This window comes from Bacillus sp. WC2507, assembly GCF_052656125.1.
The window spans coordinates 5,117,474-5,132,917 of sequence record NZ_JBQXPN010000001.1; the positions used below are offsets into that span (position 1 = coordinate 5,117,474).

The 15,444-nt window shown below is 35.5% G+C and carries 19 protein-coding genes; 9 read left to right on the forward strand and 10 right to left on the reverse strand.

Annotated elements, in window-relative coordinates; translation table 11 throughout:
- Window positions 1-12: 12 nt before the first annotated feature.
- The 4 genes from ACUN28_RS26915 to ACUN28_RS26930 all read right to left on the reverse strand — a co-directional run bounded on the left by ACUN28_RS26915 (window position 13) and on the right by ACUN28_RS26930 (window position 3,340).
- A complete protein-coding gene (locus ACUN28_RS26915) occupies window positions 13-1,773 on the reverse strand; it encodes an ABC transporter ATP-binding protein (protein WP_016089414.1) in 1,761 nt (586 codons plus the stop codon).
- Between the two features lie 54 nt (window positions 1,774-1,827).
- Window positions 1,828-2,358: a nucleoside tri-diphosphate phosphatase gene (gene ntdP, locus ACUN28_RS26920; protein ID WP_016089415.1), complete on the reverse strand. Its 531-nt coding sequence runs from the start codon at window positions 2,356-2,358 to the stop codon at window positions 1,828-1,830.
- Window positions 2,359-2,609: 251 nt separating this feature from the next.
- Window positions 2,610-2,870 carry a YgaB family protein gene (locus ACUN28_RS26925; RefSeq protein WP_016089416.1) on the reverse strand — a complete coding sequence of 87 codons (261 nt, stop codon included), beginning with the start codon at window positions 2,868-2,870 and terminating at the stop codon, window positions 2,610-2,612.
- Between the two features lie 188 nt (window positions 2,871-3,058).
- Window positions 3,059-3,340, reverse strand: a complete 282-nt coding sequence (locus tag ACUN28_RS26930; RefSeq protein ID WP_000039039.1) for a gamma-type small acid-soluble spore protein — start codon at window positions 3,338-3,340, stop codon at window positions 3,059-3,061.
- 124 nt (window positions 3,341-3,464) lie between these two features.
- Between ACUN28_RS26930 and ACUN28_RS26935 the strand changes: the two genes are divergently transcribed.
- Window positions 3,465-3,689 carry a hypothetical protein gene (locus ACUN28_RS26935; protein WP_016089417.1) on the forward strand — a complete coding sequence of 75 codons (225 nt, stop codon included), beginning with the start codon at window positions 3,465-3,467 and terminating at the stop codon, window positions 3,687-3,689.
- A gap of 34 nt (window positions 3,690-3,723) precedes the next feature.
- Here the strand turns inward: ACUN28_RS26935 and mutY are convergent, their stop codons facing one another.
- Entirely contained in the window at window positions 3,724-4,821 is a 1,098-nt protein-coding gene (gene mutY, locus ACUN28_RS26940; RefSeq protein ID WP_016089418.1) for an A/G-specific adenine glycosylase, read from the reverse strand.
- 149 nt (window positions 4,822-4,970) lie between these two features.
- Between mutY and ACUN28_RS26945 the strand changes: the two genes are divergently transcribed.
- The gene (locus tag ACUN28_RS26945; protein WP_016089419.1) at window positions 4,971-5,951 is read left to right on the forward strand and encodes a metal-dependent hydrolase; all 981 of its coding nucleotides are present in this window, start codon (window positions 4,971-4,973) and stop codon (window positions 5,949-5,951) included.
- 24 nt (window positions 5,952-5,975) lie between these two features.
- On the opposite strand, the gene ACUN28_RS26950 is transcribed toward ACUN28_RS26945, so the two are convergent.
- Window positions 5,976-6,242: a YfhJ family protein gene (locus ACUN28_RS26950; protein ID WP_016089420.1), complete on the reverse strand. Its 267-nt coding sequence runs from the start codon at window positions 6,240-6,242 to the stop codon at window positions 5,976-5,978.
- Between the two features lie 122 nt (window positions 6,243-6,364).
- Between ACUN28_RS26950 and ACUN28_RS26955 the strand changes: the two genes are divergently transcribed.
- A complete protein-coding gene (locus tag ACUN28_RS26955) occupies window positions 6,365-6,523 on the forward strand; it encodes a small, acid-soluble spore protein K (protein ID WP_000517891.1) in 159 nt (52 codons plus the stop codon).
- A 37-nt stretch (window positions 6,524-6,560) separates the two neighbouring features.
- Window positions 6,561-6,713: a YpzG family protein gene (locus ACUN28_RS26960; RefSeq protein WP_000122093.1), complete on the forward strand. Its 153-nt coding sequence runs from the start codon at window positions 6,561-6,563 to the stop codon at window positions 6,711-6,713.
- A gap of 64 nt (window positions 6,714-6,777) precedes the next feature.
- Here ACUN28_RS26960 and ACUN28_RS26965 read toward each other — a convergent pair whose 3' ends face one another.
- Together ACUN28_RS26965 and recX are read right to left on the reverse strand one after the other, a co-directional pair.
- Window positions 6,778-7,095 carry a YfhH family protein gene (locus ACUN28_RS26965; protein WP_001057030.1) on the reverse strand — a complete coding sequence of 106 codons (318 nt, stop codon included), beginning with the start codon at window positions 7,093-7,095 and terminating at the stop codon, window positions 6,778-6,780.
- A 10-nt stretch (window positions 7,096-7,105) separates the two neighbouring features.
- Complete coding sequence (recX, locus tag ACUN28_RS26970; protein WP_016089421.1) at window positions 7,106-7,918, reverse strand: recombination regulator RecX; 813 nt, start codon at window positions 7,916-7,918, stop codon at window positions 7,106-7,108.
- Between the two features lie 276 nt (window positions 7,919-8,194).
- Between recX and ACUN28_RS26975 the strand changes: the two genes are divergently transcribed.
- From ACUN28_RS26975 to ACUN28_RS26995, 5 genes are all read left to right on the forward strand, one after another.
- Window positions 8,195-9,307: an RNA-guided endonuclease TnpB family protein gene (locus tag ACUN28_RS26975; RefSeq protein ID WP_016089422.1), complete on the forward strand. Its 1,113-nt coding sequence runs from the start codon at window positions 8,195-8,197 to the stop codon at window positions 9,305-9,307.
- A 198-nt stretch (window positions 9,308-9,505) separates the two neighbouring features.
- On the forward strand, window positions 9,506-10,411 hold the full coding sequence (locus ACUN28_RS26980; RefSeq protein ID WP_016089423.1) for a TIGR01777 family oxidoreductase: 906 nt from the start codon (window positions 9,506-9,508) through the stop codon (window positions 10,409-10,411).
- Window positions 10,412-10,550: 139 nt separating this feature from the next.
- A complete protein-coding gene (locus tag ACUN28_RS26985; RefSeq protein WP_016089424.1) occupies window positions 10,551-11,681 on the forward strand; it encodes an amidohydrolase in 1,131 nt (376 codons plus the stop codon).
- A gap of 241 nt (window positions 11,682-11,922) precedes the next feature.
- A complete protein-coding gene (locus ACUN28_RS26990; protein ID WP_000914737.1) occupies window positions 11,923-12,480 on the forward strand; it encodes a GNAT family N-acetyltransferase in 558 nt (185 codons plus the stop codon).
- 110 nt (window positions 12,481-12,590) lie between these two features.
- Entirely contained in the window at window positions 12,591-12,710 is a 120-nt protein-coding gene (locus tag ACUN28_RS26995; protein ID WP_000358484.1) for a YfhE family protein, read from the forward strand.
- A gap of 368 nt (window positions 12,711-13,078) precedes the next feature.
- Here the strand turns inward: ACUN28_RS26995 and ACUN28_RS27000 are convergent, their stop codons facing one another.
- The gene (locus ACUN28_RS27000; protein WP_016089425.1) at window positions 13,079-14,245 is read right to left on the reverse strand and encodes a diglucosyl diacylglycerol synthase; all 1,167 of its coding nucleotides are present in this window, start codon (window positions 14,243-14,245) and stop codon (window positions 13,079-13,081) included.
- 412 nt (window positions 14,246-14,657) lie between these two features.
- A complete protein-coding gene (gene pflA, locus ACUN28_RS27005; RefSeq protein WP_016089426.1) occupies window positions 14,658-15,389 on the reverse strand; it encodes a pyruvate formate-lyase-activating protein in 732 nt (243 codons plus the stop codon).
- Window positions 15,390-15,444: the final 55 nt, after the last annotated feature.

A 15,444-nucleotide genomic window follows, 5' to 3' on the forward strand; every position in this document is an offset into this window, starting at 1 on the left:
AAACAGCTCCTTTTACGCTAAAGGAGCTGTTTCTGTTATGTGTTGAAGTTGATATAAATTGTAATAAAATCCTCTTTTTTTCATTAACTCTTCATGAGAACCTGTTTCTTTAATTTCACCATCTTCAATGTAAATAATCGTATCAACATGCGTAATCGTCGCCAATCGATGTGCGATTATAATCGTCGTCCGATCAGCAGCTAACGTCTGAAGCGCCTGTTGAATATATCGTTCATTTTCTAAATCTAAAGCAGACGTTGCTTCATCTAATATAAGTAATGATGGATTCTTTAGAAACACTCGTGCAATCGCTACACGTTGCCTTTGTCCACCGGATAACTTCACACCACGTTCCCCAACTACAGTATCATAACCATCAGGTAACTCAATAATAAAATCGTGAATTTGTGCAGCTTTGGCAGCTGAAATCACTTCTTCCTCTGTAGCTTTCGGATTTCCATATAAAATATTAGCTCCGATTGTATCGCTAAATAATAAATTATCTTGCAGTACAATTCCAATATGACTACGTAAATTTCTCATATCATACTTTCTTACATCTATCCCATCTACATAAACTGCACCTGAAGAAACATCATAGAAACGCGGGATTAAACTAGCAAGAGATGACTTCCCTCCCCCACTCGCTCCTACAAGTGCTACCTTCTCTCCTGGTAACATAGTTAACGAAAGGTTATGTAATATCTCTTTTTCATCCGAATTGTAACGAAAAGATACATTATCAAATATCACTTCACCATTTAATTTTTTCACTTGTACCGCACTTGGTACATTGACAATATCATATTTTTCATCTAACAATTCAAATACTCGATCCATCGATGCAAAAGACTGCGTTAATGTTGTAGATGAATTAACAAGGCGGCGAAGCGGACTATACAAACTATCCATATATCCAACGAAGGCAACCATAGTCCCTAATGTTAACTGCCCCTGAATCACTTCATATGCTGCAAAACCAATCACAAGTAACGGGCCTAAATCTGTTAACGTATTTACTGCCGAAAATGTTCTCGCCGTCCAACTCGTATGGGTTAATGCTTTCGTCAAAAATTCATTATTTCTTTTTTCAAACTGCTTCCCCTCATACTCTTCTAATGCAAAGCTACGTGTCACTTGCATCCCTTGAATACGTTCATGTAAATATCCTTGCATCGTTGCTAACGCTTGTGAACGCTCTTTCGTCAATTTTCGAAGACGCCCGAAAAAATATTTCACTGCCACTACATAAATAGGTAAAATTAAAAGCGCAACAAATGTCAATTTTATATTCATAGAAAACATAACGATAATAGCAATAGCAATTGTTGCCGTATCTAACCAAACATTCATCAAACCAGTAATTACAAAGTCCTTCGTTTGTTCTACATCATGAATGACACGTGAAATAATCTCCCCTGTTTTTGTATTCGAATAATAGCGTAAACTCAACTTTTGCAAATGACCAAAAATATGCTTTCGCAAATCATACAGTATTGTATTTGCGATACGCTGTGCGAAATATTGACGATAATATTCAATTGGCGGTCTTAATACTGCAAAAATAAAAAAAGCAATTCCAACGGCTGTTACTAATTGGGACGTTTTATCTTGAAGTGACCCTCCGCCTTGAATTACATCATCGATAATATATTTTAATAACCACGGCATAATAAGCGGGATGCCGAATTTAACTAGGCCAATCATAATCGTAATAGCAATAAGCCATCGATACGGTTTAACAAATTGCAAATATCTTTTTATGCCTTGCACATAATCCCCCCTCTAATAGGACAAACCTGCCGGGAAATCCCCTGCAGGTTTGTTTTAATTTCTGTACATTAAATATCTTTCATACCACATATCTACGAAATCTGGCGCGAATGGCCCTTTTCTTTGATGAATCCATTGTGTTAATTGTGCTACATTTCGTTTTAAAATGGTATCAATAACAGGTGGATACTGCATAATTTGACTGTGCTTTTCATACTCATCTTCATCCAAAAGTGTATATGTCATATCTGGATACACTTTAATATCTAAATCATAATCAATGTACTTCAATGCTTCGGAATCATATGCAAACGGTGAGCTTAAATTACAATAATAATATACTCCCTCTTCCCTTAACATTCCAATCACATTAAACCAATAGTTTGCATGAAAATAACAAATTGCTGGTTCACGAGTAATCCATGTTCGGCCATCTGATTCTGTCACTACTGTACGATCATTTGCTCCGATCACAAGACTCTGTGTCCCCTTTAAAATTGTTGTCTCTTCCCACATTCTATGAATGGAGCCATTATGTTTATAACTATGTATTTGTACTTTTTCTCCTTCGTTGGGAAATCCCATATATGCTCCCTTCTTTCAACTGCAAATGCCCTTTGAACTGCATTCACTTTTTTTCTATTATAACTTTTTTGTCGAAATTTTAAAACTAAAGCGACAAGACTCTATTTTTTCACACTGAATACCATATCCCTAATCTTCTTAGGAGACGGTGTCTTCGCTGAATTATTTACAAACGAGGAAATTGGAATAGAAAAAGCCCTTCCTTATTTCTATGTAAAGAAGGACCTTGCACCGAAAGGTAACAATATATCTTATCCTAAATTCGAAATCATTTTTTCAGTTTCAAAAGATTGAATCACACTATTTGTTTGCTTTTCAAACTTCTCATGTAACAGCTTTAACGCTAATTCTGTTCTATATATTTCTTGGCGGATAAAATGTAATTCCTTTTTATCGCACGTATCCTTTTCGCTCATTTCAATTTGCTGATACTTCTCTAGATGAGCTTGTAACTTCAACAACTCATCCATCGTTTCCAATTGCTCTCCTACCAACTTATCAAAATCGTTCATTACTTACCCCCTTTTGGACTTATTTATCAGTTATTATTCCTCATTACATATTTCTAATCTTTAACTTCCTTCTCCTTTGACTACATTTGTTGACTTATTAGAAGTTATGTCGTTCGCTTTATTTTCATTACCATGACCAAAGCACAAAGAAAACACTTCTCACGAATTAGAGAAGTGTTTTTCTTTCATTACTGATTTGAACTAGAAGATTGTGATTGTTTTGCAGCTGATTGTGCATTTTGTTTTTTCACAGCATGCACATCTGTTTCAGTTGCAAATTCTGTACCATAACTAGCGTTTGCACTTTGTGCACCAGAAGCTTGCGCTTTCTTTGCTTCTGATTGTGCGTTTGCTTGTTTTACTGCTTGTACATTTGTTTCAGTCGCAAACTCTGTACCATAACTAGCATTTGTACTTTGAATGCTAGCACCAGAAGTTGCCTTGTTATAACCTTGTTGTTTTTTACTCATCTTTCTCACCTCCACAACCAATAATGTAACCAATTCACTTAGAAGCTATCCGTAATTTTCTTTAAAAAAATTCCGCATATATCTCTTATTACTCATTCAAACTATAGAAAATGGAGGTGGAAATATGTATATAGGACGCGATATGACTGAACTAACGATGCTTTCAAAAAATGAATGGAAAGAAGATGAATTAGCTTATTTTCATCATTCATTACAACAGATTCTGCCCTATTTAAACGCAGAAGGACAAAGTATTTATAAAGAAATTGTTATAGAAATTGAATCAAGAGGCGGCTTACAAGAAGGTGAAGCTAGTTGGACTCATGGGACAAAAATTTCTTACGATTAAAAAAGTGTTCCCAATTTAGGGAACACTTTTTTGTTTATTGCATTGTAATTTTCTCAACGCAACTCTCATAAATCGTACGATGCGATTTAGAGAAAGGTAACTGTTCAAATGCTTCTTTCGATACAAATTTCAATGTATCTGTTTCAACAATTTCACCAGTTACTTTTCCGTAAAATACGAATATATCCCAAGTCCGATGTGTAAACGTATGTTGTACATTCATCGCGTATTCTTCAATAGAAATCGAAATCTCAAATTTTTCTTTCATATAATCTATAAGCTGTTCCTTCTGATTACGAATCCCTTCGCCAAGTTCAATATTCGGAAACTCCCACATATTAGCTAATAAACCGGTACTTGGACGTTTATTAATGACGTAACGACCATCTTCTGTTTGAAGTACTCCTGCAACAATCGGTACCATCGTAGGAGCCTTCGCTTTACTTTTTACTGGTAATTCCTTTTGAACACCTTCAGCATATCCCCTGCAATGCTCACGTACAGGACAAAGTAAGCATGCTGGATTTTTAGGAATACAAATCAGTGCTCCTAATTCCATCAAACCTTGATTAAAATAAGATGGATTTTCAGCCGAAATAATTTCACGCACAATCTCTTCAAACACTTTTCTAGTCTTCGGTTTTGCAATGTCATCCCACACGGATAAAATGCGAGATAATACACGCATAACATTTCCGTCAACTGCTGGCTCTGGTATACCATATGCGATACTTAAAATAGCACCTTTTGTATATGGTCCGACTCCTTTTAACTTTTCAATTTTCTTTACATCACTCGGTACTATCCCGCCATATACTTCTTTTACCTCTTTTACTGCTGCATGTAAATTTCTCGCTCTAGAATAATACCCTAAACCTTCCCATGCTTTTAATACTTCTTCATCATCCGCATTTGCCAAAGCCTCTAGAGTAGGAAACTTCCCCATAAAATTCGCGTAATATGGTTTTACAGCTTCTACCCTTGTTTGCTGTAACATAATTTCCGAAACCCAAACACGATATGGGTCTTTATTTTTACGCCACGGTAAGTCGCGTTGCTCTTTTTCAAACCAACCAATTAAATCATTTTGAAACTGCTCTATGTTAAAATTATTTAAAATTTCAAGTGTCAAACTTGATCCCCCTCATTTTTTTGCATATAAGTACTATTATAAAGATTTTAGGAAAAAATTTAAGTAAGATGACATAGGAAATAGAAGGCAAAGGACTTGAGGTATCGAATAAAAAGAGTTACATTAATAAAAAACGGAGGTGGATTTCTATGGACACAGCCACTCACCTTGTTATGGGCGTTACTCTAGGCAGTTTGGCTACATTAGACCCAGCCATAGCACAAAGTGATATTGGGCCACAAGCAGTTATGCTTGCTACAATTGCCGGTTCCAATATTCCTGACATCGATACAGTTTTAAAATTGCGTAATAACGCTAAATATATAAGAAATCATCGTGGTATTACTCATTCCATTCCTGCAGTGATTCTTTGGTCATTCCTTATAAGTGGCATCTCTTTCGCCTTCTTTTCAGAAGCTCCATATTTGCATCTACTACTTTGGTCATTTATTGCCGTCTTTCTTCATGTCTTTGTAGATATTTTCAATGCTTACGGTACACAGGCATTACGGCCCTTCACAAAAAAATGGGTAGCACTCGGCATCATTAATACATTTGATACCGTCATTTTCTTTATCCATATACTCGCAATTGCTTGTATGCTCGTAGGTTCCCATAAAGGGTATACTGCCTTAGCAGCGTATATATTGATGACTGTTTACTACATCGGACGGATTATGATGCATAGAAACATACGTAGCGTCGTATATAAACGTTTCAATAACGTTGAGAAGATCATCATTTCTCCTTCTTATCGATTTTATCATTATCATTTAGCAATCGTTACAACTGATTATTACTACGTTGCTAGATGGCATCGTGGTAACATCATGCTATACGATAAGTTCGATCGGGTACCGTTCCCAGATAATGCTATTATGCGCGCTGCTAAACAAGATGAAAACATCTCAGCATTTCTATCTTTCTCTCCTGTGTATCGCTGGGACATTTTCGATTATGATCATTATTACGAAGTTCGATTCATTGATTTGCGATATCGCAGTAAAGATTATTATCCATTCGTTGCAATTGTTCAACTCGATCAAAATTTAAATATTATTAGTTCCTATACAGGATGGATTTTTAGTGAAGAAAAACTTCGAAAAAAGCTGGAATTACTTCCACATTAAAAAAAGCGACTTAAGTCGCTTTTTTTAATGTTTCAAATGATCTTCTTGATTAATTAAATGGCTATATTTCGGATTATTTGTACGCATTTCATGAAGGCGTCCTCCATGATTATTAATCCATGATCGAACCACTTGTTCAGTCATTTCCTCTCCTTGATAACGACCGGATTTCGCATAAGTTGTTCGAAAGTCTTCCCACAGTAATTCAACCCACGCACGAGCCTGTGCGTAAGAAAGCTTGTCATTTTTGTCTAATAGTTCTTTCGTTAATGCTTCATAAATATCATTCATGTTCTAGTCTCCTTTTACCTAATTATCCCTTCATTTCTAAAGGATAGTTTCTTCTATTTTGCACATTCTATAAGTGATACTTCTTAAAGAGGTATCAACTGATGATGAGGAGGGCGTTCGCAATGGGTAAACAAGCCGAATTTTGGTCTGAGTCAAAAAACAACAGCAAAATCGACGGTCAACCGAAAGCGAAATCACGCTTCGCTTCGAAACGACCTAACGGCACAATTAACACGCACCCACAAGAACGTATGCGTGCTGCAAATCAGCAGGAAGAGTAGTACAAATTAAATTAACTTCCTACACGAGGTGATAAAGATGAGCTACCGTGATCGCTTAGATAGTCGTTCTGAATTATTTAACCATACGTGGACTCGTCCGAAACATGCTAAAGCGCAAGTTAACGGACAGACGCAACAAACCCAGTCTCTCATTATATTGGCAAATGAATGTAAGAAACGCCAATTTTAGAATCTCCTATCTCCTGTAACGCCTACCAAAGATGAAAACCAGAGAGATATTCGCTCTCTGGTTTTTATTTTTCTTGTAATAAGGAAATTGGTATTCCAATCTCTTCATTATCATTTTGCTTATGTCCCCAAGCAAATACCCCATTGAAATACGTAATTTCAAATAATATACCAGGTTCTTCTACCAATTCATATGTCTCACCAATATGGAATTTGTTTATGTCAGTCATATAAGCACGAGCCATTGCCATCTTTCTCATTAATACATCGAACTCATTTACAATTCCGAGCTGCTCTGCCTTTATTGCTTGCTCTTTCAAAACCCCAATTTCTTCCCTTAGCTCATGTGGTGTCATTTCACTGTAGCGCTTTGGCATATTCATCTTATTCCCCTCATCCCTCTTCACGTTTCATTTGCAAAAATATCTCTATCTCATCAATAGAGAATCCTTTGCGATATAGCGCTTGTTTCATCTTATTTTCAAATGTCCAGCCATCATACTTCTTATATTTCTCATAATATTTATTCCCATGATAGTGTAACGCTTCTTGTTGCTGTTCGTCATCTTTTTCGTCTTTCAATTCTTCCAAACAAATTTGAATCACATCTCTAGAATACCCTTTACGAACAAGCATTTCGTCTAACTTTAGCTTCATTTGTAAAAAGGAATGTTTTTGATAAGATCTTTTCTTCTTTTCTATAAGATGTAAAGCATTCTCAATTTGCTTTTCCTTCGGATATTCTTGTAAACTATGCGTAATAATTAGATCCTGAACTCCTTTATTTAACAACTCTCTTTTAATAACAGTGGGACCTTTTCGATTCACATTACTTTGTGTTCTCGTATATAAAACAGCGTACTCTTTATCATTAATATATCGGTCATGTAATAATTTCGAAACGACTTCAGAGATGATGGACTGTCCCACTTCTTTTTTTCGTAAAAAATCTTCTATTTCTTGTTTCGTTCTCATTTGATAGGATAAATAGGAGATTGCTTGTAAATATGCTTTTTGTACCTCTTCATTGTACAAAATATTTCCTAACGCTATTTCATCAATTTCTAAGCCCTTTTGTAATCCGTGTTTTATTAAGATTACTTGATTCACACTAAACCCGTACTCTTCACCTTGACCTTTATCAATATAAATATTAAACCGTTCTTTCGATCGTTTTTGCACTTCTATTTTTGTAATGACAGCCATACTCTCACCTCTCTATTATTTTAACGTATTATCCGAAAGAAGTCTCCTTCCTGGGGCGTGTGAAAGACGATAGTCTAGCGGTAGGTGGGGGATGAATTTCGGTTTGGCGTAGCCAAACATTTGGTTTTCTGATTTTTTTTGCCTCTGATATAATCATTCTTATAAGAGGTAAAGTTTGGTATAACAATGAAAGTAGATAATAATAATGTAATATTCAGGTTGTGTGATCACCGTCATAGCTTATGGGAAATGAAGCGAAAACTGAGGTGAATGGAAATGCTAAAGCAGAATAAGGCGTACAAATTTCGTCTGTATCCTACAGAAGAACAAGCTCATCTCATACGTAAAACGTTCGGATGTGTACGCTTTGTGTATAATAAAATGCTGGCTGAGCGGAAAGAAATATACGAAACATATAAAGAGAACAAGGAAGAGCTGAAGAAACAAAAATTCCCTACTCCTGCGAAATACAAAGTGGCGTATGAATGGCTTAAAGAGGTCGATTCCTTAGCATTGGCTAACGCGCAATTAAACTTGCAAACTGCGTATAAGAACTTTTTTAGTGGTCAAAGTGATTTTCCTACATTCAAAAGTAGAAAGAGTAGAAAATCTTATACAACGAATCGCGTAAACGGAAATATTATGTTATTTCATGGTTATATCAAATTACCGAAATTGCAAATGGTGAAACTGAAGCAACATAGGGAGATACCGCCAAATCATATCATCAAATCTTGTACGATTTCGATGACACCTACCGGTAAATACTATGTGTCTATCTTGACTGAATATAAAAAAGAGATTGTACAAAAAGAAGTACAAAGTGTAGTTGGATTAGACTTTGCAATGGCTGAATTATATGTGAGTAGCGAAGATGAGAAAGCCAATTATCCTCGCTTTTATCATCAGATGTTAGACAAACTAGCGAAGGCACAACGAGTATTAGCCAGACGTGTGAAAGATTCGGTACGCTGGAATAAACAACGCATTCGTGTAGCGAAGCTGCATGAAAAGGTCGCAAATCAACGTAAGAATTTCCTTCATCACAAGTCTAAAGAATTGGCTACTCATTTTGACGTTGTAGCAATCGAAGATTTACATATGAAAGGAATGTCACGAGCACTTCGCTTTGGTAAGAGTGTAGCTGATAACGGCTGGGGGATGTTCACGACATTTTTAGCATATAAGCTACAAGAACAAGGAAAACAGCTTGTGAAAATAGATAAATGGTTTCCTTCTACAAAGATGTGTAGTCGTTGTGGAAACAAAAAAGAAATGTCACTATCTGAACGTACGTATGCGTGTTCGTGTGGACTAACAATCAGTCGTGACTATAACGCAGCGATCAATATCAAAAAGGAAGCGATGCGGTTATTCGCATTGATATAAACCGTAAAAAATAACCTTTGGAACAAGGGAGTTAGCTCGGCTGTCTTAAGACAAATTCGTTAGCTATCAAAAGTAGCGATGAACCGAGAAGCCCCCACTTCAAGTCAGCTCGTAAGAGATACTAAGTGGTGGGTAGTTCACCATAGTCAAGGAACGTTTTTGCTTTTCAAGAATATATATAATGAGGAGGAAATAATTGTGAGAATCGCAATTTCTGGTGGTACCGGCTTTATCGGTAAATACCTTTCTACTTTTTTTATTCAAAAAGGATATACTGTTTACATTCTTACTCGAAACAAAACTACTGAAACTTCACATCCTAACCTTCAATACGTACAATGGACACCAGATTTACAAATCTTCCCCCTCTCCTCTATTGATGTAGTTATTAATCTAGCTGGAGAGTCTATTAATAGTAGGTGGACAAAGAAACAAAAGGAATCCATTTTAAACAGTAGAATTCAAACAACAAAAGGACTCATTAAACAATTGCAAAAACTAAATACAAAACCAAGCACATTTATTAACGCAAGTGCCATTGGATACTATGGCACTTCTGAAACCGAGTCTTTTACAGAACAGCATGAGACTCCTGGAAATGACTTTTTAGCAAATACAGTATATTCATGGGAACAAGAAGCATCTAAAGCACGTTCTCTCGGAATACGAACAATCTACGCAAGACTTGGAGTTGTATTAGGCGCAGACGGAGGAGCTCTTCCAAAAATGCTACTCCCCTATCAATTCTATATCGGAGGTACAATTGGATCTGGAAACCAATGGTTATCATGGATTCATATAGATGATGTCGTTCGCCTAATTGATTTCATCATACACAAAGAAGAAGTTGATGGACCTTTTAACATTACGGCTCCCCTACCTATAAGAATGAAGGAATTTGGAGAAACCATTGCAACTATAATGAAAAAACCTCATTGGTTACCTGTCCCTTCATTTATGCTTCACACTTTATTGGGTGAGATGAGTATACTTGTACTAGAAGGACAACATGTATTACCTACTAAAGCAATTGAACATGGGTATCAATACACATTTCCAACAGTAGACCATGCATTACAAAATATACTTTCGCATACAATGTAGTACTTCTAAAACACAGTTTTACAGGGGCCCTTTCAAAACCTTCATTTTCTAGAATCCGGAGCATTATTACACAAATAATCTTTCAGTTACTTCCCCTTAAATTCCATTAACATTATAAAGTAACAGAAATGAGGTACCTATGAAAATATTGCTCAAACAAGCCATTGTCTATCCTATTACATCCTCGAAATTTCAAGGGGATGTACTCGTTATAGGAGAACGAATTGCTGAGGTCAAGCCTTCCATTCAACCTACTCAAGATATGACAGTTATAGACGCGCGTGCTCTTCATCTCTTACCTGGATTTATTGATGTCCATACTCATCTTGGTCTCTATGATGAAGGTACTGGTTGGGCTGGCAATGATGCAAATGAAACATCTGAAGTTTCAACACCACATATCCGTTCTTTGGACGGAATCCACCCTTTTGATATTGCATTTCAAGATGCTGTACAAAACGGAATCACAACTGTTCATGTTATGCCAGGAAGTCAAAATATTATCGGTGGTACTACTTGTGTAATAAAAACAGCTGGAACTTGTATTGATCATATGATTATTCAAGAACCTGCTGGCTTAAAGATTGCCTTTGGAGAAAACCCTAAAAAGGTCCATAGTAATGGAACGAAAGAATCCATAACACGTATGGGAATTATGGGATTACTTCGGGAATCATTTTATGAAGCACAGCACTACGGGCATGAAGCTGATTTTCGAATGCTTCCTATCTTAAAAGCATTACGCCGCGAAATACCCGTGCGTATCCACGCTCACCGAGCAGATGATATTAGTTCTGCTCTACGCTTTGCAACAGAATTCAATCTCGATTTACGCATTGAACATTGTACAGAAGGACACTTTATTGTTGAAGAGCTTTCGAAACACAATTTGAAGGTTTCCGTTGGCCCCACTCTTACACGCCGTTCTAAAATCGAACTAAAAAACAAAACATGGGATACTTACCATATATTATCAAAAAATGGAGTGGAAGTTTCTATCACAACAGATCACCCTTATACACCCATTCAATATTTAAATGTTTGTGCTGCTGTCGCAGTAAGGGAAGGATTAGACGAAAAAACTGCACTAGAAGGAATCACTATATTTCCAGCGCGAAATTTACGTTTAGAGGATAGAATTGGAAGCATTGAGGTTGGAAAAGACGCTGATCTCGTGTTATGGACTCATCATCCTTTCCATTATTTAGCCAAGCCTGTACTAACCATGATTGATGGAAAAATAATTTACAAAAAAAATAAAAAAAACTAGTTTATTTTTTTGACTAGATAAAGTATTATACGATTATAAACTGAATGAAACCATAATCAATTTGTGTCGTGATTATCATTTTCAAATTGATGAATGGGGAAGGCAAATGGTGCGCCACCAGCGTTAGAAACTGGTTCTAGTGGGTTCGATTCCCACCCCGAAATTTTTTAAAGATTGATATAAAAATTTCGAGGGTGGGGTGTTTTTTCGGCATGCTACCCTCGTGTGAGGAGGAGTTAGTATGTTGAAAAAACGCGACTTACACGACAGCCACGTTCTATACGAGTTAATGGTGGATCCAGCTGTCTTCCCTTTTGTGCGTCAAAAGGCTTATTCTTATGAAGAATATTTATTTTTAACGAAACAAACGATTGAAGCAGAAGAGCGTGGGGAATTAATTTCACGCACAATTTTAGATGAATGGGGTAACCCCATCGGAACAATTACTTTATTTGATGTGCAAGAAAAAGCCGGATTCCTTGGAACATGGCTTGGTAAACCATATCATGGAAAAGGCTATAATAAATTGGCGAAAGATTCATTTTTTAGCGAACTTTTCTATGAATTAGATATTGAAACCATCTTTATGCGTATTCGTAAAATAAATATTCGTTCTATTAAAGCTGCCGAAAAACTACAATATGTAAATCTAGCAAACGAAACAAGAAAAGCCGTTTATGATGAAATTAACGCAAATGAAGAAGTATATAACTTATATGAAATTCCAAAAGATCAATATACACTTGCTACAATGCGAGATACAACATTCCAAGATGCTCATCAACTAAAAGAAGCATAATCTAAATTTTCAGAAATAATAATTAACCATTAACATTTTGACATATACGTATATCACCCCATGTCTTTGGAAACGATAGATAGTAACTTTAAGACACGAGGTGATTTGTAATGGATAAAAAGAAACGTGACAAAGCAAAAAACACATTATCTAGTACACAAGAAGTTCTATACCAACGAGAATTTCGCAAAGCAGATCGCGCAGCGGGTTATCGCTCGAAAAGTATTTAAAGTGAGAATGAATAATTAGAAGTTTTCCCCCTAATTATTCATTCTCATTACATATTTTTTCTACGTGATAGAATAGATAAAAAAGTTCCTTATTTATAAGGAACTTTTTTTATGTGGATAACGTTATCCACATAATTTATAGAATTGTGAATAAATTCCACGAACCCTTCACGAGTTTATATGTTGTAACGCATAGTAAATGTTAGAATTGTGGATATTTTTCTAAAAATTGTGGACAATGTGGATATAGTTGTTAATATTTCGACTTTACTGTTTAATGAAAGCGTAATCTTCATGTGGATAAGTTATTACTTTATCTTATAAAACAATAAAGAACCCTCTTTAAACATATAAAAGAGGGTTTCATATCAAGTAAATAATTGTGCAAGAGCAGGTGATTTAATAGGTATATGATTCGATTCTACATGATTTTCTGCCAAAATTGTATCCACAATATGACCAGCTGGCTCCGGACGATAAATGCCTTTCATCGCTTCTTTCATTTGAAGAAGCTTCATATCATCTTGTAATAACGCCTCTGTTTTTGCAAAAACCTCACTATCATCACGAATGACAACTGCAGCTCCTTTTCTTTCAAAGTACATCGCATTTTCATTTTCTTGTCCTGGAACAGGCTTATATAAAATGACAGGTACTTGCAATGCTGCCGCTTCACTTAACGTAATACCGCCTGGCTTCGTAATCATACAAGAAGTAACACGGAATAATTCATCAATATTTTCAACATAGCCAAATACTTTTAATGCATCAGGATTTTTTTCCTGTATCCCTAATAAATCCTGTTTTAACGCTTCATTTTTCCCACAAACGACAACTACTTGTAAATCTGGTACTGACATAAATGATTGGCATAGTTCTTTTACACTTCCTAATACCCCATGAGCACCTGCTACAATTAGTAAAATCTTTTTATTCTTACATAACTGATATTTATTATATATAATGTCTGGATTTATCTTTAACTCAAAACTACTACGAATTGGAATTCCAGTTTCAACAATTTGCTCCGCAGGCACACCAATATCAATCATAACTTTTTTCACGTGATCAGTTGCTACAAAATAACGATCTACTTCCCGATGAATCCATATTTTGTGCACACAAAAATCCGTTAATACGTTATACACAGGAATTGAAATACCTGTTTGCTTTTTTAATTCTGGTACAGCTATAATCGGAAAGGTATTAATAACAATATCCGGTTTCTCTGCTTGTAAAAGTAATTTCAAACGTTTTCTTCCAAAATTCGCATACCAAGATGCTATTTTTTTATCATAAATTTTTTCTACGCCATAATAAAACAAGCGGTATAATTCTTTTCCGATTGTATAACTTTTTAAATATAAATATTTTGTAATATCGGTTATAACTGGATGTGATTCTCCGAACAAATCGCATACAATTACATCTTTAATTCCTTTTTGGCGAAATGTTTGTTCTAATGTTTTCGCTACTTGCACATGACCATTACCGTAATGTGCAGTTAATATTAAAACCTTGGGGTTTTTTATCAAACAAATCCACTCCTAGCTTATTGTTTCTCCATATTGCATATACGACAATAGGAAAAACATTTTCCTTAAAAATTACATAAACAGATTCTAATACTTCTCTTTCAGCTATGTACCTGTCGTGGATATGCAAAGCATATAAGATTGACCCCTTAATCCTATCTGTGCTCATATCTTTACATTATACTTTCCTATAAGAGCTTTCGCAATAACTTACAAATGTTCTCTATTCCATGATACTCACTCTTTTACTTCTTAATTCTTTTTACTATTTTGATTTCCCTTTACAATTATGTAAATTTCTCCACTTATTCCTTACAAAAATATGGATATTCTGTTTTCAGTATACTCTTTTATATATATATACTCTAGGTTTTATTGTAAAGAAAGCAAAAAGCCTAATCCAATATTTGGATTAGACTACTTGTAAAATATGTCTTGCTTGTTCTACATTTTTTTCAGTAGGTGGTTCTACATTCACAAGTGGGTACTTATGCCCAAGTGCCTCCCATTTATATACACCAAGCTTATGGTATGGTAGCACTTCAACTTTCTGAACATTAGACAGACTTTGAATAAAGCTAGATAGTTTTTGTAGATCCTCTTCATTATCCGTAACACCAGGAACTAATACGTGTCGTACCCAAATCGGTTTATTTTTATCCGATAAATAACGAGCAAATTGTAAAATATGTTCATTGGGTTTCCCTGTTAATTTACGGTGTTTCTTTGAATCAATATGTTTCAAATCCAATAAAACTAAATCTGTGTAATCCATTAAAATATCTAGCTTATTTTGGAATTCTGGTTCTTCAGAATAACAACCACCCGAAGAATCAATTGTTGTATGAATTCCAGCTTCTTTACATTTCTTAAATAATTCAATTAAGAAATCTAGCTGTAATAATGGTTCCCCACCACTAACTGTTATACCGCCTCCGGAAGCTTCAATAAAAGGAAGGTAACATGTCACATCCTGCATTACTTCTTCGACTGTTATTTCTTTTCCTTTACCGATCTCCCACGTATCAGCATTATGACAATATTGACAACGTAATAAACACCCTTGTGTAAATATGACATAACGAATTCCTGGGCCATCAACAGTACCACAAGACTCTACAGAATGAATTCTTCCTTTTACCATGTTACTTCCTCCTTTATTGAAACAGCCTCCCTCTGCTATTTATAAAATGCAGAGG

Bases quoted from the DNA above. Each gene is read 5' to 3' on its own strand.
- ntdP (WP_016089415.1), bottom strand. From the start codon at position 2,358: ATGGGATTTCCCAACGAAGGAGAAAAAGTACAAATACATAGTTATAAA.
- ACUN28_RS26925 (WP_016089416.1), bottom strand. From the start codon at position 2,870: ATGAACGATTTTGATAAGTTGGTAGGAGAGCAATTGGAAACGATGGAT.
- ACUN28_RS26930 (WP_000039039.1), bottom strand. From the start codon at position 3,340: ATGAGTAAAAAACAACAAGGTTATAACAAGGCAACTTCTGGTGCTAGC.
- ACUN28_RS26935 (WP_016089417.1), top strand. From the start codon at position 3,465: ATGTATATAGGACGCGATATGACTGAACTAACGATGCTTTCAAAAAAT.
- ACUN28_RS26945 (WP_016089419.1), top strand. From the start codon at position 4,971: ATGGACACAGCCACTCACCTTGTTATGGGCGTTACTCTAGGCAGTTTG.
- ACUN28_RS26950 (WP_016089420.1), bottom strand. From the start codon at position 6,242: ATGAATGATATTTATGAAGCATTAACGAAAGAACTATTAGACAAAAAT.
- ACUN28_RS26955 (WP_000517891.1), top strand. From the start codon at position 6,365: ATGGGTAAACAAGCCGAATTTTGGTCTGAGTCAAAAAACAACAGCAAA.
- ACUN28_RS26960 (WP_000122093.1), top strand. From the start codon at position 6,561: ATGAGCTACCGTGATCGCTTAGATAGTCGTTCTGAATTATTTAACCAT.
- ACUN28_RS26965 (WP_001057030.1), bottom strand. From the start codon at position 7,095: ATGAATATGCCAAAGCGCTACAGTGAAATGACACCACATGAGCTAAGG.
- recX (WP_016089421.1), bottom strand. From the start codon at position 7,918: ATGGCTGTCATTACAAAAATAGAAGTGCAAAAACGATCGAAAGAACGG.
- ACUN28_RS26975 (WP_016089422.1), top strand. From the start codon at position 8,195: ATGCTAAAGCAGAATAAGGCGTACAAATTTCGTCTGTATCCTACAGAA.
- ACUN28_RS26985 (WP_016089424.1), top strand. From the start codon at position 10,551: ATGAAAATATTGCTCAAACAAGCCATTGTCTATCCTATTACATCCTCG.
- ACUN28_RS26990 (WP_000914737.1), top strand. From the start codon at position 11,923: ATGTTGAAAAAACGCGACTTACACGACAGCCACGTTCTATACGAGTTA.
- ACUN28_RS26995 (WP_000358484.1), top strand. From the start codon at position 12,591: ATGGATAAAAAGAAACGTGACAAAGCAAAAAACACATTATCTAGTACA.
- pflA (WP_016089426.1), bottom strand. From the start codon at position 15,389: ATGGTAAAAGGAAGAATTCATTCTGTAGAGTCTTGTGGTACTGTTGAT.